Below are 19019 nucleotides of genomic sequence, written 5' to 3'. Positions count from 1 at the left end.
TTTTCTGAAAAACACAATTGGCATTTGTTATTTGATAATCAAATAATTAGTCGTTAGTGTTCTATTTTTGAATAGAAGTCTTCAATCATTGAGATAGGTATTATAAATCTGTATTCAGATGATTTCCGGAATTGAATTTTTCCCAATGTTTTCAGGCTTATTAAGAATGTTTCAAAATAAGCAAAACCGAAGCCAAAGTGATAAAAAACAGCTTTTTTTAAGCTCTTTGTAGTTTATCATGCTTATTTTTGCATGTCAAGTACAATAAATCATGAAGAAGCTCCAAGATATTCTTATCTCAACCAGGACAATGGCTGTATTGTTGCTGGTGTACGCATTCGCGATGGCTTATGCAACGTTCTTAGAAAACGACTACGGAACTCCTACAGCAAAAGCATTAATTTATGAGGCTAAATGGTTCGAACTGATCATGGTCTTACTGATTCTCAATTTCATAGGAAATATCGGAAGATACAGACTGTGGAAGAAAGATAAGTGGCCGGTTCTTGTTTTCCACCTTGCCTTTATTTTTATTTTTATCGGTGGTGCCATCACCAGATATATCAGTTTCGAAGGACAAATGCACATCAGAGAAGGTGAAACATCCAACGAAATCGTAACCGATAAAAATTTCTTTAAAATTCAGATCGAAGAAAAAGGTGATGTACTGAACTATCAGGATGTTCCTTATCTGATGTCTCCGTTACACAAAGATTTCAATGCAACCTATGACTTCCACGGAAAAGAAGTGAAAGTGTCTGCAAAGGAATACATTCAAAGAAAAAAAGACAGCCTTGTCGCTGAGCCAAACGGTGCTGAGTATCTTCATTTGGTTTCTACCGGAAATACAGGAAGACAAAATATTTACATCAAACCGGGGGAAACAAAATCCATCAACGGAACTTTGGTGACATTCAACAGAGCGATTGAAGGCGCAGTTGAATTCAAAAACGAAGGAGGAAAATTATTCATTAAAACTCCTGTTGATGCAAGCTATATGACCATGGCGACTCAGGCTACAGGAAGTACAGCGAAAGATCAATTCCAGCCTTTGGCATTAAGAAGTTTATATACAATTAACGAACTGAAACTGGTAGTTCCTGAAGGTCTTAAAAAAGGAAGACTGATGGCTATTGAAGGGGACAGAAAGAAAGATGCTAATGTTCCGGATATGCTTCAGATTGAGCTTCAGGGACCAAAAACAAAACAAATTGTAGACCTTTCTGTTGAAAAAGGAAACCCAAATGCTTACAAGCAGGTGACTATGGATGGATTAAACATCATGGTAGGTTTCGGACCAAAAGTATACAACACACCTTTCGCCCTGAAATTAGATGATTTCGTAATGGAAACTTATCCTGGAAGTTCATCTCCAAGTGCTTATGAAAGCCATGTGAAAATCATTGATGAAGGTAAAGAAACTCCTTATAAAATTTATATGAACCACGTTCTTAACCATAAAGGATATCGTTTCTTCCAGTCTAGTTTTGATCCGGACAGAATGGGAACTGTTCTTTCTGTAAACCACGATTACTGGGGAACTTTGATTTCTTATATCGGATACGGACTTTTATTCTTAGGAATGTTTGTGATCTTCTTCTGGAAAGGAACTCACTTCTGGAAACTGAATAAAATGCTGACTGATGTTAACAAAAAGAAAGCAGCAGCAGTACTTTTAGTGTTTTTAAGCTTAGGTTTAAATGCACAGAAAATTGAAACTCACGGAACAACTGACGGAAGCAGAGAACATATTCATGTGGAAGGAGACAACCATTCTCATGCTCCGGCTCCATCTGCCCAGCCGCTTGACGGTGCTGCTCCAAAGCAGAACTCTCTGGCAACGCCAATGGGTAAAATGAGATCTATTTCTCCGGATGAGATCATTGCAAGAAACAAAATCAGCAAAGAGCATGCGGATAAATTCGGATACCTTCTGGTACAAAGTTTTGAAGGAAGAATTGTTCCTATCAACACAGAAGCATTAGATGTTTTAAGAAAATTATACAAAAAAGACGAATTCAAAGGAACAGACGGAAAGTCTCTTACAGCTAACCAGTGGTTCCTTTCTATCAATACAGACACACCAAGCTGGACAATGGTTCCTATGATCAAAGTGGGACCTAAAGGTGGTGATGAACTGAAAAATAAAACCAAAGCAAACGAAGACGGGTATACTTCATTAATGAATCTTTTCCCGGCAGATGCAAACGGTAATCTTACTTATATTCTGGAGCACGATTACAATACTGCATTCCGTAAAAAACCAGCTGAACAAACGAATTATGATAAAGAAGTAATTGCTGTAAACGAAAGAGTGCAGATCTTCAACGAATTCTTCAGCGGTCAGTTTATGAGAATTGTTCCTGTGAAGAATGATGCTAATCACACGTGGCATTCATGGTTAGACCAGAAATTCGAACCGGATATGGAATCTCAGCAGGTAATGGGACCTTATTTTGCAGAAGCTCTTACAGCACAGAAAACAGGGGACTGGAGCAAAGCGGATACAGAATTGGCGAAGCTTTCAGAATACCAGCAGAAATGGGGTAAAGCTGTTGTTCCTGCTAAATCTAAAGTTGATCTTGAGGTTTTCATGAATAAAGCAGATATTAACTTTAAACTGTTGATTTTCTATACTATTATTGGAGGACTTCTTTTAATCTTAGGATTTGTTGAGCTGTTTAAATCTAATAAAGTATTAAATAAAGTAATTAAAGTAATCATCGCGGTTGGTTTAGTAGGATATCTGTGTCATTTCTTAGGACTTGTCGCAAGATGGTATATCTCAGGGCACGCACCATGGAGTAACGGATACGAAGCGATTATCTTTATCTCTTGGGTAGGTATTACTGCTGGTTTATTACTATATAGAAACTCAAATGCATTAATTCCTGCAGCCGGATTTATGGTAGCAGTGATTATGATGGGATTTGCTCACGGAGGTTCAGCTCTTGATCCGCAGATTACACCGCTTGTTCCGGTATTGAAATCATATTGGTTAATTGTTCACGTAGCAATTATTACCTCCAGTTATGGATTCTTCGCCTTGTCGATGATCATTGCGGTAATCTCATTAGTATTCTACATTATATCCAATAAAGAAACTTATAAAATTCATCATGATACTACATTGAAGGAATTGGTAATCGTTTCTGAAATGTCATTAACCATCGGATTGTTTGCTTTAACTGTAGGAAACTTCTTAGGAGGAATCTGGGCAAACGAATCATGGGGAAGATACTGGAGCTGGGACCCGAAAGAAACATGGGCTTTCATCTCTATCATGGTGTACGCATTTGTATTGCACATGAGATTAGTACCTGGATTGAGAAGCAGATGGGCATTCCACGTAGCAACGATGTTTGCGTTCTGCTCAATGGTAATGACTTACTTTGGGGTAAACTATTACTTAAGCGGACTTCACTCGTATGCAGCAGGAGATCCGGTACCAGTACCGGCTTGGGTATACATCGGAGTAGGTACAATGATTCTTTTATCAGCGGTTTCTTATATCAAGTTTAAAGCTTTAACGAAGAAATAAAAGATTGAACATATCAATTAAAATCCCGGAATTTACTTTCCGGGATTTTTTTATTTCTGTTGTTTCTGACTTTGGGATGAGTTGTTTTAACGCTATGTTCGCAATGATGTATATTATGATGAGTTATCGTTCGCAAAGGCGTTTCACTCAGCAAGAGAAGAAGTGTTTTATTTAAGCTGAAAGTGTTGTAAAATGTAAAGAACTTGTGTTCTTATAAACGCTATGGTTCGCAATGATTTTGTTGATGAGTTGTCGTTCGCAAAGGCGTTTCACTAAGCAAAGAAACTACTGGTCGCAGCTAAACGAAGTGGCTTTGCGAACAAAAATATAATGCATCCTAATAAATTAACCTCGTGAACTTTGCGTCAGTTAAAATACCCGCATCTCAAATCCCGAAACCCGCACCTCATTCAAAAAACTCAAAATTTATCATTTATAATTCAAAATTCATTAGTATCTTTATGATATCAAAATAATATCAAATTAAAAATTCAATCATGGAAAAAACATTAAAACCCATGTCGGGTTATCTTACACTGGTCATCTGCCTTGCCCTGTTTGTTGTAGCAGTTTATTTCTTTGTTAGTGGAGTAGATCAAAGTATCGTCTATGTGGCTATCGCTATGCTTTGTTTTCTTCTTTCGTGCTTTTTCTTAAAAGGGTTAATGATTATTCAGCCTAACCATTCAAGAGTGTTAAACTTTTTTGGAAAGTATGTAGGGAGTGTAAAAGAGAATGGGTTATTCTTTATCAATCCTTTGTATTCATCACAGAAAATATCTTTACGTTCTGAAAATTTACAGGGTCAGACTTTGAAAGTCAATGATAAAATGGGTAACCCTATTGAAATTGCCGTTGTAATCGTATGGAAAGTGGGAGATACTTACAAAGCTGCTTTTGATGTAGAGCGTTATTCTGACTTTGTAAAAATGCAGAGTGAGGCAGCTGTGAGACATTTAGCGATGAGCTTTCCTTATGATAATTTAGAAGATGATCATGCTCCGATTACATTGAGAGAAGGAGGTGATAAAATCAATTCTATTTTGGAACAGGAGCTTACAGATCGTCTTTCTAAAGCAGGAATTGTAATTCAGGAAGCAAGAATTTCGCATTTGGCTTATGCTTCGGAAATTGCGGGAGCAATGCTTCAGAGACAACAGGCTACAGCAATTGTTGCTGCAAGAACCAAAATTGTAGAAGGAGCTGTGGGAATGGTAGACCTTGCATTGAAAAAACTTTCAGAAGACAATATCGTTGAATTGGATGATGAAAGAAAGGCTGCAATGGTAAGCAATTTAATGGTAGTTCTTTGCGGTGAAAAAGCAGCAACTCCAATATTAAATGCAGGAACACTTTACAATTAAAAGTGAAAATTAACAGTTAGATTTTAGTGAAGATATTTCTGCGCTAAAATAGTTAGAAATAATGTTAGAGAATTTAGAAAATGAAATCAGAAAAAGCTCAGAACTCTTCGGAAAGCAAAGGTAAAAAATCCTTTGTGATAAGGATAGATGAGTCTACTTATAAACTCCTTGAAAAGTGGGCCAATGATGAATTCAGAAGTGTGAACGGACAGATAGAATTCCTGTTGCATCAGAGCCTTGTTAACGCAGGGAGGAAGAAGAAAGAGTAGTTTAAAAGGGTGGATCAAACAGGAAAAATAAGCTTTTTGGGAAATACTCGCACAGAAATCGAATATTTTTCCCCTTTTTAAAATTACAGAAAGTATAAAAAAGGCCTCCTTTTTTAGCTTTTCAATAAAGAAATAACAATTCAGTTAACCTTCGCCTAAAAAAGAAAGCAGAGAAAATTTCTCTGCTTTTTTATTGTATACAACTCTGGAGACTATCTGCTCCAACGTAGAATATAACGAGCCAAATCAAGCCTTTAATGGTAAAGAAAGCTAATCCTGCCCATCCCACACGCTTGAACCACTTTTTAAGCTTTGAGTTGTTTTCTTGTGAATTTTCCATTGGTGATTATCAAAAAGATTACGCTACAAAGATAAGCATGTTTATAATTAGTCCAAATAAAAAGCGTATTAAAAATTAAAGTTTTGAGGTTCACATAATATTTTTATCTTTAGAGAGAACGAAAAGTAAGATTTTATGTCAAAAAAAGTAAAGGATTTCGGAATCGAAAAAACGCTGAAAAATTTAGGTATTAAAGAAGAGAACAAAGGTACCTCAACAGGCGGGAAATATTTCGCTTCAGGAAAGGTGATAGAAAGCATTTCTCCTGTGGACGGAAAGTTGATCGCTAAAGTAAAAACTTCCGGAGAAAGTGATTATGACAAAGTAATTGAAACTGCTCAAAAGGCATTTCAGGAATTCAGGCTGATCCCGGCTCCCAAAAGAGGAGAGATCGTAAGACAGCTGGGCTTAAAATTAAGAGAATATAAAGATGACCTTGGTAAACTTGTTTCTTATGAAATGGGTAAATCATTGCAGGAAGGACTTGGTGAAGTTCAGGAGATGATTGACATCTGTGACTTTGCGGTAGGACTTTCAAGACAGCTTCAGGGGTACACCATGCACTCTGAAAGACCAGGACACAGAATGTATGAGCAATACCACCCGCTTGGAGTAGTAGGAATCATTACTGCATTCAATTTCCCGGTGGCTGTATGGTCTTGGAATACGGCACTGGCATGGATCTGTGGTAATGTTACCATCTGGAAGCCATCAGAAAAAACACCACTTTGTGCTATTGCATGCCAGAATATCATGATGGAAGTTCTGAAGGAAAATAACCTTCCTGAAGGTATTTCAAGTGTATTGGTATCAGACCACGAAATCGGACAGAAATTAGTAGATGATAAAAGAGTAGCGCTGGTATCTTTCACAGGATCTACAAGAGTAGGAAGAATGGTTTCTTCGAAAGTAGCTGAAAGATTCGGGAAGTCTATCCTTGAATTAGGAGGAAACAATGCGATTATCATTACAAAAGAAGCTGATATCGACATGTCAATCATCGGAGCTGTTTTCGGAGCGGTAGGAACTGCAGGCCAGAGATGTACTTCAACAAGAAGACTGATCATCCACGAAAGTGTTTACAATGAAGTGAAAACAAGATTAACAAAAGCTTACGGGCAGCTGAAAATCGGAAATCCATTGGATGAAAACAACCATGTGGGACCACTTATTGATACGGATGCTGTAAACCAGTACGAAGAAGCGATCAAAAAATGTAAAAAAGAAGGCGGGAAATTCGTTGTTGAAGGAGGCGTTTTAACAGGAAAAGATTACGAATCCGGATGCTATGTGAAGCCTTGCGTGGCAGAAGTGAAAAACTCTTATGAGATTGTTCAGCACGAAACTTTCGCACCTATCTTATATCTTATCAAATACAAAACATTAGAAGAAGCTATCGCTATTCAGAATGATGTTCCTCAGGGATTATCTTCTGCTATCATGACTCAGAACTTGAGAGAAGCAGAGTTATTCCTTTCCCATGCTGGTTCAGACTGTGGTATTGCCAACGTAAATATCGGGACTTCCGGTGCTGAAATTGGTGGAGCTTTCGGGGGTGAAAAAGAAACCGGAGGAGGAAGAGAATCAGGATCTGATGCCTGGAAGTATTATATGAGAAGACAAACCAATACTATAAATTATACCGCGCAACTTCCTTTAGCACAAGGTATTAAATTCGATTTATAAAAGCTTTACTTAAAGCACTTAAAAAACAAAAAAAATTAATAACCTGAATGGTTACATGTTTCATTCTTTGAGCCATTTGAACATTCACTTATTAAATCACACTACAAATTTATTATGGAACACACATTAGATATAAAAGCAAATAAAGTAAAAGAAACAGTAGGAAGACATGTTCTTGCAGACGGTTTCGATTTTGTGATGGACATTGAAAAATCACACGGATCATGGCTTTATGATAAATTGACAGACAGAGAATACCTGGATATGTTCTCTATGTTTGCATCAGCATCCATCGGATACAATCACCCTTATCTTGTAGAAAGATCAGAGTGGTTAGGAAGAATGGCTGTAAACAAACCTACTTTGGCTGATGTTTACTCAGAAGAATACGCTCATTTCCTTGAAGTATTCGAAAGAGTGGTTATCCCGGAAGAATTACAATATGCGTTCTTTATCGAAGGCGGAACTATGGGCGTTGAAAATGCTATGAAGGCATGCTTCGACTGGAAAACCCGCAAAAACTTTGCAAAAGGACTGGAAACGGAAGCAGGAATCTGTATCCATTTCAAACAGGCTTTCCATGGAAGAAGCGGTTATACTTTAAGTTTAACCAATACTTCTGACCCAAGAAAGTACCAATATTTCCCAATGTTCAACTGGCCGAGAATTTTAAATCCAAAATTAAAATTCCCGATTACAGAAGAGAACCTTGAAGAAACCATCAAAAATGAAAACCTTGCGCTGCTTCAGATTGAAGAGGCTATTCTGATGAACCCTGATAAAGTGGCTTGTATCATCATTGAACCTATTCAGGCAGAAGGAGGTGACAATCATTTCAGAGACGAATTCTTATTAGGATTAAGAAGAATCTGTGATGACAACGAAATCTTACTTATTTTTGATGAAGTTCAGACAGGTATTGCCATTACAGGGAAAATGTGGGCTTTCCAGCATTTTACAGCAAAACCGGATATCATTTCTTTCGGGAAAAAAGCTCAGGTTTGTGGTGTTTTGGCCAACAAAGAGAAGTTTGATGAAGTTCCAAACAATGTTTTCAGAGAAAGTTCAAGAATCAATTCTACATTTGGAGGGAACTTTATCGATATGCTTCGTTTCCAACTGGTAATGGAAGTTATCGAAAAAGAAAACCTTGTGGAGAATGCAAGAGTAGTTGGAGATTTTTTATTAGAAAGCTTAAAAGCCATGGCTGAAAAGTATCCTGAAAAAATTTCAAATGCAAGAGGAAGAGGTTTAATGTGTGCTATTGATCTTCCAACTGTAGAGCAGAGAAATCACCTGATGAATGAGCTTTTTAACGATGGATTGATTATTCTTCCTTGTGGAGATCAGTCTCTTCGTTTCAGACCTCATTTGAATGTTACTAAAGAAGAAATCCAGCTTGCTTTAGATAAAATTGAAAACAAGATTAATAAAATTTAAAACCCGGGATTTGTAATTTAAAAAAATATATCGTATATTTAGATACTTAAACAGTTAGAATATGGAAAGAAGTACGAGAGTATCAGTTTATGTAAGTGATAATCCTTCAGAAATTCAGTTGGTTAAGTCTAAATTGGATGACGCTCAAATTACAAATACCGTTGAAAATAACTATCTTACATTTACTACAACCCCAACAGCTACTTCGCTGAAGGTAATGGTAGATTTGGAAGATGAAAAAAAAGCATTTGAAATTATTGATGCTTACCTTCAACAAAGTGAAAATCAATAAACAATTTCATAATTTTAAATTTTACTACTTCAAACCGAAAATTAATCTTATTAGTTTTCGGTTTTTTAATTAATTACAAACCATTAAAAAAAATTATTCTTGCAATTATTACTTATTCTAATTTTTTAATCATTCAATTTTTTAATTTTTAAATCAAATTTTACCACATGAACCCAGACATTAAACTAAGAAAAGCGGAAATTGAAGAAAGGAACATTATTTGGGAAATCATCCAGCAATCTATCGAAAGAAGAAGACAGGATGGAAGCACCCAATGGCAGAACGGATACCCTAATCTTGGAACCGTAGAAAGTGATATTGCCAAAGGATTCGGGCATGTTCTGACGGTAGATGGAGAGATTGCTGTGTATGCAGCTTTGATTTTAAATGATGAACCCGCTTACAGTACTATTGAAGGCGCATGGCTGAGCGATGGTGAATTTGTAGTGGTTCACAGAGTTGCTGTAGATGAAAAATTTGCAGGACAGGGTATGGTGAAAAAGTTTTTTGACCATATCGAAGAATTTACAAAATCCCATGGAATTCAGAGTATTAAAGTAGATACGAACCATGACAATATTGCTATGTTGAAAATTCTTGAAGGCAGAGGTTATTCTTATTGTGGAGAAGTTCTTTTAAGAGACGGAATGAGAAAAGCTTTTGAGAAGATTATATTTTAAGCCAAAAGTTAAATCCTATTTCATTGAATTTTTAAAACGCCCTGTATTTATAAACTCTATCAGGTTTGTTCGTTTGGTTCTGAACTAATTTCTACTTTTGTTCAAAATTTTTATATTATGCACCAAAGTATAGAAATTGATGAGAAAATTTTTCAGGATGCCGTAAAATTCTATGGCACCGTGTTCAGCTTACCCCCTTTAGCATCGAAAATTTATTCCTACCTTCTTTTTGACTATGAGAAAGTAGGAATTACTTTTGACGAGTTTGTTGAAGTGTTATCCGCCAGCAAAAGCTCTGTTTCCACCAGTATTTCTTTGCTGTTGAACGCCCAGCTTATTGTTGATCATAATAAGATGGATGAGCGCAAACGATATTTTTTCATCAATGATGAATACAAAAAAATACGATTCGAGAAAATTGTCCAAAAAATGCAGGACGAACTAAAATTATTAGATGATTTAAACAATTTTAAAAAAAGTAAAGACGATGGATACAATGAAAGAATAGAAGTTTACAAAGCACTCTTAAATAAAAACATAGAAAATATACAGGAATCTCTTAATAAACTATAAAATGAATAATAAGCTAGTTATACTTTCCCTTGCAGCGTTTTCACTAACTGCCTGCAAAAAAGAAGCTCCGAAGCAGGATGGTGCCAAGCCCTATCCGGTTGTTTCCGTGGAGTCAAAAAATATAGTGGGTTATCAGACGTTTCCGGCTACCATTCAGGGTAGGGTAAACAATGATGTACGTGCAAAAATACAGGGGTATATTACCCAGGTATTGGTAGATGAAGGACAATATGTTACCAAAGGGCAGCCTTTGTTCCGTCTGGAAACCAATATTCTGAATGAAAACGCCGCAGCTTCCAAAGCCGGAATCGGTGCTGCTGCATCCAGTGTTGCTGCTGCTCAGGCTTCTGTAAATGCTGCACAGGTTGAAGTAAACAAACTAAAACCTCTGGTTCAGAAAAATATCATCAGTAACGTACAATTACAGACTGCTCAGGCTCAGTTGGCTCAGGCTCAGGCTCAGTTACAGCAGGCCAATGCTGCCAAAAGACAGGCTGAAGCCAATTATAAAGGAGTAGAAGCCAATATCGAATATTCCATCATTCGTGCACCTATTTCAGGTGTGATCGGAAGACTTCCTTTAAAAGTCGGAAGTTTGGTAGGACCATCTGATCAGACTCCTCTGACAACGATTTCTGATACTTCTGAGATCTTTGCTTATTTCGCAATGAATGAAAAAGCTTATTTTGATTTCCTTGAAAAAGCTCCTGGGGCTTCTATGTCTGAGAAAATCAAAAACTTACCAATGGTTGAACTGCAGTTAGCAAACGGCAGCCTATATCCTGAAAAAGGAAAAATTGAAGCCATTACCGGTCAGATTGATCCTACTACAGGAACCATTCAGTTCAGAGTGGCGTTCTCCAATGCTCAGAAATTATTGAGCAACGGTAACAGCGGAACCATCAGATTCCCTCAACGTTATGACAATGTTTTGGTAGTTCCTGAAAGTGCTACTTACGAACAACAAGGTATTGTTTATGTATACAAAGTAGAAAAAGGAGATACTGCAAGAAACGTTGTAATTAACGTTATTGACAGAATCGACAATATGGCTCTGATCAAATCAGGAGTTAATAAAGGCGAAACTGTTATTGCAGCTGGTATCGGAGGTCTGAAACCGGGAACAGCAGTGAAGCCGAAGCCCATCAAAATGGATAGTCTTGTTCAATCAATAAAACCGAAATTCTAATGATAAAAAACTTTATTAACAGGCCGGTTTTATCTACCGTAATCTCAATTTTGATTGTGATTCTCGGTGTGCTGGGACTGATCTCGTTACCGGTTACACAGTATCCGGACATTGCACCTCCTACGGTGAGTGTTTCCGCAAACTATACGGGAGCCAACGCTGAGACGGTGATGAAAAGTGTAGTGGTGCCTTTGGAAGAGCAGATCAACGGGGTGGAAGGAATGGATTATATTACTTCCAGTGCCGGAAATGACGGTTCTGCCCAAATCCAGGTTTTCTTTAAACAAGGAATTGATCCGGATATTGCAGCGGTAAACGTACAGAACCGTGTCGCAAGAGCAACACCACTTCTTCCATCCGAAGTAACGAGATCGGGAGTTGTTACCCAGAAGCAGCAGACAAGTGCCCTGATGTATATGTCTTTCTATTCTGAAAATAAAGATCTGGATGACGTATATCTTCAGAACTTTTTGAATATTAATATTATTCCAAACCTGAAAAGGGTAAATGGTGTAGGGGATGCCAACGTTTTCGGAGGTAAAAACTACTCGATGAGAATCTGGCTGGACCCGGCAAAAATGGCAGCCTACAGTGTGACTCCTACGGATGTTACCAATGCTATCAACGAGCAGAGTAGAGAAGCGGCTGCAGGTTCAATCGGCCAGAACAGTGGAAGTTCTTTTGAATATATCATCAAATATGTAGGTAAATTCAACGATAAAGAACAGTATGATAATATCATCATTAAATCTCTTGCAAACGGACAAAACCTGATGCTGAAAGACGTTGCTAAAGTAGAACTGGCAGGTCAGTCTTACACAGGAATCGGGGAAAACGGAAACAATCCTTCCATCAGTATGGGGATTTTCCAGACTCCGGGATCCAATGCACAGGAGATTATTAAAAATATCAAAACTTATCTGAAATCGGCAGAAGGAACTTTCCCTAAAGGAATTAAATATACCTTTAACTTTGATACCAATGAATTCCTGGAAGCTTCTATTGAAAAGGTAGTTCATACCCTGATTGAAGCATTCATCTTAGTATTTATTGTTGTATATATTTTCCTTCAGGACTTCAGATCTACCCTGATCCCGGCTATTGCAGTTCCGGTATCTATTGTAGGGGCGTTCTTCTTCCTGAATCTTTTCGGATACTCATTAAACCTATTGACCCTTTTTGCATTGGTACTTGCCATTGGTATTGTGGTGGATGACGCCATTGTGGTCGTCGAGGCTGTCCATGCGAAGATGGAGCACGGTATTTCCGATGCGAAAAAAGCCACGGTGGAAGCAATGGATGAAATCACAGGAGCAATTATCTCTATTACCCTGGTAATGGCAGCGGTATTTATCCCTGTGACGTTTATTACTGGTCCTACTGGGGTATTCTACCAACAGTTTGGTATTACGCTGATCATTGCAATCATTATCTCAGCAATTAATGCGTTAACGTTGAGCCCGGTTTTATGTTCATTATTCCTGAAACCTCACGAAGCGCATCATGCAGAGTACAAGAACTTAAACATTCTACAGAAATTTTTCTATAAGTTCAATATAGCTTTTAAAACGACAACTGAGCGTTACGGAAGAGGGTTTGTATTTCTGTTAAGACATAAATGGGTAACCCTTATTATTTTCGCTATTACCGGAGGTATTTTATTCTGGGCAAGCAGCAGTATGAAGAAAGGGTTTGTACCTACAGAAGACAGAGGAATTATCTTTACCGATGTTCAGCTTCCTCCGGGAGCCTCTATGGAAAGAACTTATAATGCCTTGAAAACACTTCAGGCTAAAGCATTGAAAGTTCCGGGAGTTCAGAACGTAACGATTTCTACAGGAAGAGGATTCTTGTCCGGAAACGGAAGTAACAACGGTCTTGCCTTTGTAAAGCTAAAACCATTCGAAGAAAGAAAAAAAGATGGTCAGACTTCTGAAGATATCACCAAAAAATTATTTGGAATTGTAGGATCTGTACCTGATGCAAAAGTGGTATTCTTCCAACCTCCAAGTGTACCAGGATTTGGTAACAGTGCCGGTTTTGAAATGGTATTGCTGGATAAATCAGGTGGAGAATATGCTGATCTGGATAATAAAACCAATGAATTCATCGGTAAGCTGATGCAGAGACCGGAAATTCAGTTTGCACAGACCTCTTTCAATACAAAATATCCTCAGTATCAGATGGAAATTAATGTTCCTCTGAGCAAGCAGCTTGGAGTTTCTGTAAATGATATTCTGGCAACCATGCAAGGGTATATCGGAGGTGTTTATACCGCTGACTTTACCAAGTATGGGAAACAGTTCAGGGTAATGGTGCAGGCTCTTCCTGAAAACAGAAAGAATATTGAAAATCTGAACGAACTTTATATAAGAACAGGTTCAGGGATCATGTCTCCGATTTCACAGTTTGTAACATTGAAAAAAGCCTACGGACCACAATCTGTAAGCCGTTATAATCTGTTTACTTCAGTGAAAGTGACCGGAGCCAACTCTGACGGATACAGTTCCGGAGATGCTATTGCCGCTGTACAGCAGGTTGCTGAAGAAACGCTGAATCAAAACTATGCGGTAGAATTTACCGGGTTGACCAGAGAAGAATTAAATTCAGGATCTCAGACCCTTCTGATCTTCGGGTTGAGTTTGGTCTTTGTTTACTTTATTCTTTCTGCACAGTATGAAAGTTATATTCTTCCGCTGATTGTTGTAATTTCCCTTCCTCTTGGGGTAATGGGAGCTTATTTCGGGCAGAAGATAATGGGCTTGGAAAATAATATTTATTTCCAGATTGCCCTGATCATGCTCGTTGGGCTACTGGCGAAAAATGCAATCCTTATTGTTGAATTTGCTGTTCAGAGAAGGCATCATGGCGAAACGATTGTCATGTCAGCTATCAATGCAGCGAAAGCCAGAGTGAGACCAATTCTAATGACATCATTTGCCTTTATCTTCGGTTTATTACCGTTAGTATTGGCCAGTGGAATTGGTGCAGTAGGTAACAGATCTATTGCGACAGGTGCAGCAATTGGACTATTGATAGGAACGGTTTTAGGATTATTTGTTATTCCGGTATTGTATGTCATCTTTGAAACATTACAGGAAAAAATTAAGCCTATCAAAAAAGAAGATATCAATTTAGCAGAATAAAATTAAGATTTAAGAAATTAGAAGTTAGACATTAGAGATGAGTCTAAAAACTAACTTCTAACTTCTAAACTCTAACTTCTAATTAAAAATAATGAAGAGTTTATTAAACATCATAAAAGGAATCACTTTTTCAGTGTTCATACTCGGAGCCATCTCATCTTGTATGGCAAGAAAAGAATATGAAAGACCGAAGAACGTTGTAGACGAAAAGCTGTTCCGTACAGATATGCTTCCTTCAGACAGTGCCAGTATCGCAGATATTTCATGGAAAGAAATATTTACTGATCCGATATTGCAGGGGCATATTTCTAAGGCGCTGGAAAACAATCTTGATATCAGAATTGCCCTGGAAAGTATTAATTCTGCAGAAGCTTATCTGAAGCAAAGCAAAGCGGCCTATCAGCCGACACTTTCTGTAGGGCCCAACTATACGTTTCAGACCCAGTCTATCAATACGCAGTTTGGACAGATTATCGGATCAAGACGTTATGTGAACCAGTTTGACATTACAGCCAGTATCGGATGGGAAGCTGATATCTGGGGAAAATTAAAAGCGCAGGAGAAAGCGCAGTTAGCGACTTATTTAGGAACTGTTGCTGCCCATAAAGCAGTAAAAAGCAGCCTTGTTTCATCCATTGCTTCTGCCTATTATCAATTGCTTACTTTTGATGCCCAGAAGAAAATTATCACGGAAACCATCGCTGTACGTGAGAAAAACTTAGAGACTACAAAAGCGCTGAAGATTTCCGGAACAGTAACAGAAGTAGCCGTACAACAAAGCGAGGCGCTTGTTTTCAATGCCAAATCATTATTGATTGATATTGATACACAGATCCAGCTGCTTGAAAACACGATGAGTCTTTTAATGGGTGAGCCTTCTCATTCTATTGAAAGATCTACCCTGGAAGGACAAAAACTTCCGATTGACTTAAAACTGGGATATCCGACCCAGCTTCTGGCTAATCGTCCCGATGTAATGAGAGCAGAATTTAACTTAATGAATGCTTTCCAAATGACGAATGCAGCCAAAGCACAGTTTTATCCTACTTTAAAATTAACAGGGAGTGGAGGGCTTCAGTCTGTAGATATTGACCACTTATTCAGTGTAAATTCATTGTTTGCGAATGTAGTGGCAGGACTTGCTCAACCAATTCTGAACAAGAGACAGATCCAGACCAACTATGACGTAAGTCTTGCCAATCAGGAAACGGCTTATCTGAACTTCAGAAAAACAGTGCTTACTGCCGGAAAAGAAGTTTCAGATGCTATCAGAGTTTTCTCTGTACAGGATTCATTTATTGAATTAAAACAGCACGAACTGGATGCCTACAAAAAATCGGTTGACTATTCTCAGGAATTGGTAAACTATGGTATGGCCAACTATCTTGAAGTGTTGAACGCCAGTGTAAATTCTTTGAATGCGGAATTGAACATTTCCAATGCAAGATACAGTAAAATGAAAGCTGCCGTAGAGCTTTATCAGGCTTTAGGCGGAGGCTGGAAGTAACCGTGTTTTGTAATATAATATCATAAAAACGTATGTCAGTAATGGCATACGTTTTTTTATTTACAAACATCCAAAAGTTAGAGTGAATCAGAATTTACTTATAAAATTAAATTTTCAGGTGTAAAAGACCATAAAAAATGGCCGGAATAAAATCCCCCGGCCACGATTAATTTTATACTCTTTTTCTATTGTACATATGCTACATAAGACTCATTAATAGCTCCATTGGTAGTCTTAGCAAAGAATGCATAATTTATCCAGAAAAATCCATGGTCTCCCCATGTTGTACCCCAGGAATTTTGTACTTTAAAGGCTTGTTTAGCATCGTCATAACCCACTACGCAAATGGCATGCCCACCTCTTACAGCACCAGAATGGCTTTTCCATATCCAATTGTTTGCTGAACTTAAATTATCAAAGCTTCCATCTACCGTAACGGCAATGATAATTGGTAAATTCATACTTAGAAGGGTCTTTACATTATTGATATTTGTTTTATCTACAGTAGCCCATGTTGTAAATTTATGCGTGCTCGCTGCAGTTTTTTGAGTAGCATTAGGCTGTGTAGAACACTCAACATCTGTATAGGGCATTTCATTCCAGCTGCACACTCCTTGATCTTTTATTAAATTTAATCCACGGGATATATAAGTTCCATTAGGGCAGCCGCTTAATTTTATTTGATTATATACGTATTCTGGACTTCTTGGATTAGTTATCCCTTTAAAATTATGTTCCAGAGTACTTGCAGCAGCATACGCTGTAGCAAAAGCAACGCATGAGCCTTCCTGTCCCTGATTTAGTATTGGAGGGGTGTTTGGTATGCTGTAACTTGATGGAATCGTAGCTGCTGCTGCAATTGCAGATTTGCCTTTAAATTTCATTGTTAATGCTTCTATATCAGCTTTAGCAAATGAATCGTAGGTTTTCTCATCTACTAATACAGCTCCTAATGAACGCATTGCTTGATTTTCTTTATTAGGTTGCTGAGTATTTTGCTCTTCTTCATTTCTGTTACATGAAGACAGAGATAGCATTCCCAATACGATAGCTAATAATTTTAGATTTTTCATAAATGTATTATTTAAAATTTATCATGCGAAAGTATATATTATTTTTAAATTTTTAAAATATATTTTAAAAATTAATCAATGTTTTAACCTTTTTTATGTGTTTATTTGTTTTATTTATTAGTTTTGTTTGTCATTATTGATATTATTCATTATTTCATGCGTTTTAATGTAAAATTATAAAAGAGGATCCCGTGATCCGTTACAGGAGAGTTTTTACCTGGTTTTCGATGAATGGAAAGTTCATTGTTTTTCTATTCAAAGAGATGGAAGTATAGGTTCGGAAAGTTCAATTCCCACTTGCTGTAATAGTTTTACTGTGATTGTTGTCTCATAGTGTTGTCGCTTCAGGCTTTCTATTTTTGTGAGTAGATATTAATGTGTATGTAAAAAAATGGATACATATCATTACATGTAGAACTTACGGTCTCGGATAACCCGTGTTAAATTTCTTTAAAAATAAAAATCAACTTGTATATATGTATTTAACTACGTAGTTTTGTACTTTAAAATACAAGCATTATGAAATTAGAGATACAATCCATAGGAAATTCTTATTCAGAACAGGCTATTGACTTGATTTTGACAATTCAGCAGAAAGAATTCAATATTCCTATTACGATAGAGGATCAACCTGATTTATTGCAGATTGAAAGTTTTTATAAGGAAGCCGGGGGAAATTTTTGGGGTGCTTTTGTGGATGGCGAACTGGTAGGTTCCATTGCATTGGTGAAGTTTGATGAAAAGGCAGGAGCGATCAGAAAAATGTTTGTTAAAAAAGAGTTCAGAGGCAAAGAACTGAACATTGCACAGGAATTGTTGGATGTTTTAATTTCTTTCTGTCGCAAAAACGGAATTAACGATCTATATTTGGGAACCATAACGGTACTGAAAGCAGCACAGCGTTTCTATGAGAGGAATGATTTTTTGAAGACTGGAAAAAGCGATCTTCCTGTGAAATTCCCTTTAATGAGCGCTGACGATATTTTTTACCATTTAAATATTGACTGAATATGAATGTGATCAACGAAGCAGGCATTCTTGCCATATCAACCAGACTTCACCGCCTCAGTGAACAATTGAGGAAAGATGGAGCGCTTATCTATAAAGCATTCGGAATTGATTTTGAACTGAAATGGTTTCCGGTTATTTTTACAATTTATAAAAAAGAAATAGCGAGTGTGGTAGAGATAGCCAATGAAATAGGGTATACCCATCCATCTACCATAACGCTGCTTAAAGAACTCGAAAAACAGGAACTGATCCAATGGCAGAAAGATAAACAGGATGAAAGAAAAAGGCTGTTTATGCTGACTTCCAAAGGGCAAGAACTTATTGAAAAAATGAAGCCTGTTTGGGAGCTGATGTCTCAGATTTTAGGAGATATTGCAGATAATAAAAACAATCTGCTGACTGCGATTGATGAAGCAGAAGAGAAAATTGCCAGCCAGTCTTTTTATCAGAGGGCACTGCAACGTAAAAATTCCAAGTAAATATCGGAGCATTTCCTCTACATACTTTAGTAAATAGTAATGTATAAAAAATAAAAAAATTAATTCCTTCTTACTGGTCATCTAATGATAATAGGTCTTTTTGTTCAATAATGTGAAAAAGCTTTATTGAAAACTCATTGTCGTAGAACTACGACAATTTTCCAAATAATCGGTAATTCATTTTGGAGTGAATATTTAAGGTTATATATTGCAATACCAAAATCACTAAAAAAACTTATGAAAAAATACCGAAATCAACCACTTTTTAAAGTGTTACCAAGTATCTAAAGCGGAATTATTTTTCTGAAAATTCCCACTGCACCCATCTCAGGTCAATCATTGAAGAGCTTGTTCAAGAGACCGTTACATGCTTGTAGATTGATTCCTTGAACCGAAGGGTCTCACCTTATTCAATTAAGCCATACACTA

Annotated in this window: 14 protein-coding genes; 13 read left to right on the top strand and 1 reads right to left on the bottom strand. The window is 37.2% G+C overall.

Annotated elements, in window-relative coordinates:
* Positions 1-271: 271 nt before the first annotated feature.
* The 11 genes from ccsA to ACWPWS_RS06180 all read left to right on the top strand — a co-directional run bounded on the left by ccsA (position 272) and on the right by ACWPWS_RS06180 (position 16027).
* Complete coding sequence (gene ccsA / locus ACWPWS_RS06230) at positions 272-3541, top strand: cytochrome c biogenesis protein CcsA (protein WP_454045910.1); 3270 nt, start codon at positions 272-274, stop codon at positions 3539-3541.
* A gap of 497 nt (positions 3542-4038) precedes the next feature.
* A complete protein-coding gene (locus tag ACWPWS_RS06225; protein ID WP_454045909.1) occupies positions 4039-4905 on the top strand; it encodes an SPFH domain-containing protein in 867 nt (288 codons plus the stop codon).
* 80 nt (positions 4906-4985) lie between these two features.
* Positions 4986-5174 carry an Arc family DNA binding domain-containing protein gene (locus ACWPWS_RS06220; RefSeq protein WP_209784630.1) on the top strand — a complete coding sequence of 63 codons (189 nt, stop codon included), beginning with the start codon at positions 4986-4988 and terminating at the stop codon, positions 5172-5174.
* A 475-nt stretch (positions 5175-5649) separates the two neighbouring features.
* A complete protein-coding gene (gene amaB, locus ACWPWS_RS06215) occupies positions 5650-7200 on the top strand; it encodes an L-piperidine-6-carboxylate dehydrogenase (RefSeq protein ID WP_209784629.1) in 1551 nt (516 codons plus the stop codon).
* Positions 7201-7314: 114 nt separating this feature from the next.
* Entirely contained in the window at positions 7315-8640 is a 1326-nt protein-coding gene (lat, locus tag ACWPWS_RS06210; protein ID WP_454045908.1) for an L-lysine 6-transaminase, read from the top strand.
* A 61-nt stretch (positions 8641-8701) separates the two neighbouring features.
* Complete coding sequence (locus ACWPWS_RS06205; protein ID WP_209784627.1) at positions 8702-8932, top strand: DUF2007 domain-containing protein; 231 nt, start codon at positions 8702-8704, stop codon at positions 8930-8932.
* 167 nt (positions 8933-9099) lie between these two features.
* A complete protein-coding gene (locus ACWPWS_RS06200; protein WP_454045907.1) occupies positions 9100-9612 on the top strand; it encodes an N-acetyltransferase family protein in 513 nt (170 codons plus the stop codon).
* 117 nt (positions 9613-9729) lie between these two features.
* Positions 9730-10185 (top strand): transcriptional regulator, encoded by a 456-nt coding sequence (locus tag ACWPWS_RS06195; protein WP_065394571.1) that lies wholly within the window; start codon positions 9730-9732, stop codon positions 10183-10185.
* Between the two features lies 1 nt (position 10186).
* Positions 10187-11374: an efflux RND transporter periplasmic adaptor subunit gene (locus ACWPWS_RS06190; RefSeq protein WP_454045906.1), complete on the top strand. Its 1188-nt coding sequence runs from the start codon at positions 10187-10189 to the stop codon at positions 11372-11374.
* A complete protein-coding gene (locus tag ACWPWS_RS06185) occupies positions 11374-14520 on the top strand; it encodes an efflux RND transporter permease subunit (protein WP_209784625.1) in 3147 nt (1048 codons plus the stop codon). The genes ACWPWS_RS06190 and ACWPWS_RS06185 overlap by 1 nt, the downstream gene beginning before the upstream one ends.
* Before the next feature lie 91 nt (positions 14521-14611).
* A complete protein-coding gene (locus tag ACWPWS_RS06180) occupies positions 14612-16027 on the top strand; it encodes an efflux transporter outer membrane subunit (RefSeq protein ID WP_209784624.1) in 1416 nt (471 codons plus the stop codon).
* Between the two features lie 185 nt (positions 16028-16212).
* Here ACWPWS_RS06180 and ACWPWS_RS06175 read toward each other — a convergent pair whose 3' ends face one another.
* Positions 16213-17100 (bottom strand): C1 family peptidase, encoded by an 888-nt coding sequence (locus ACWPWS_RS06175; RefSeq protein WP_454045905.1) that lies wholly within the window; start codon positions 17098-17100, stop codon positions 16213-16215.
* Between the two features lie 519 nt (positions 17101-17619).
* On the opposite strand from ACWPWS_RS06175, the gene ACWPWS_RS06170 reads away from it, so the two are divergent.
* Together ACWPWS_RS06170 and ACWPWS_RS06165 are read left to right on the top strand one after the other, a co-directional pair.
* Positions 17620-18108, top strand: coding sequence for a GNAT family N-acetyltransferase (locus ACWPWS_RS06170; RefSeq protein WP_454045904.1), 489 nt, complete (start codon positions 17620-17622; stop codon positions 18106-18108).
* A gap of 2 nt (positions 18109-18110) precedes the next feature.
* A complete protein-coding gene (locus ACWPWS_RS06165) occupies positions 18111-18590 on the top strand; it encodes a MarR family winged helix-turn-helix transcriptional regulator (RefSeq protein WP_209784621.1) in 480 nt (159 codons plus the stop codon).
* Positions 18591-19019: the final 429 nt, after the last annotated feature.

The organism is Chryseobacterium sp. Marseille-Q8038 (assembly GCF_965111995.1).
Note: the sequence above shows the minus strand (reverse complement) of the source record. Positions and strands in the feature narration are given on the sequence as shown.